The sequence below is a fragment of the Bariatricus sp. SGI.161 genome, from assembly GCF_050313695.1.
Classification (GTDB): domain Bacteria; phylum Bacillota; class Clostridia; order Lachnospirales; family Lachnospiraceae; genus JAFBIX01.
The window spans coordinates 1-451 of the sequence record NZ_JBNPLX010000092.1 but is presented as its reverse complement, the minus strand read 5'-3'; the positions used below and the strand labels follow the sequence as shown (position 1 = coordinate 451).

At 40.6% G+C, this 451-nt stretch carries 1 protein-coding gene; it reads left to right on the top strand.

Annotated features, from left to right (window positions below; genetic code table 11):
- Positions 1-79: 79 nt before the first annotated feature.
- A partial coding sequence (locus ACQRBH_RS17325) for a GTP-binding protein (protein ID WP_427762696.1) occupies positions 80-451 on the top strand: 372 nt, incomplete at its 3' end.

Genomic DNA, 451 nt, shown 5'->3' with positions numbered 1-451 from the left:
GTTATTTACCCAGTGATAGGAGTATTTATCACTGGGTATTTTTATGCCCTTTTTTGGGTGTTGATAGGAGGAAAATCACATGAAAATAATTAACTTAGGCATTCTGGCTCACGTTGACGCAGGAAAGACAACATTAACGGAAAGTTTATTGTATACCAGTGGTGCAATTGCAGAACCAGGGAGCGTAGATGAAGGCACAACAAGGACAGATACAATGAATTTGGAGCGTCAAAGGGGAATCACTATCCAGACAGCAGTGACATCTTTTCAGTGGGAGGATGTAAAAGTCAACATTATAGATACGCCAGGCCATATGGATTTTTTGGCGGAAGTATACCGTTCTTTATCCGTATTAGACGGAGCAGTATTATTAGTTTCTGCAAAGGATGGCATACAGGCACAGACCCGTATACTGTTTCATGCACTACAGATAATGAAGATTCCGACAATT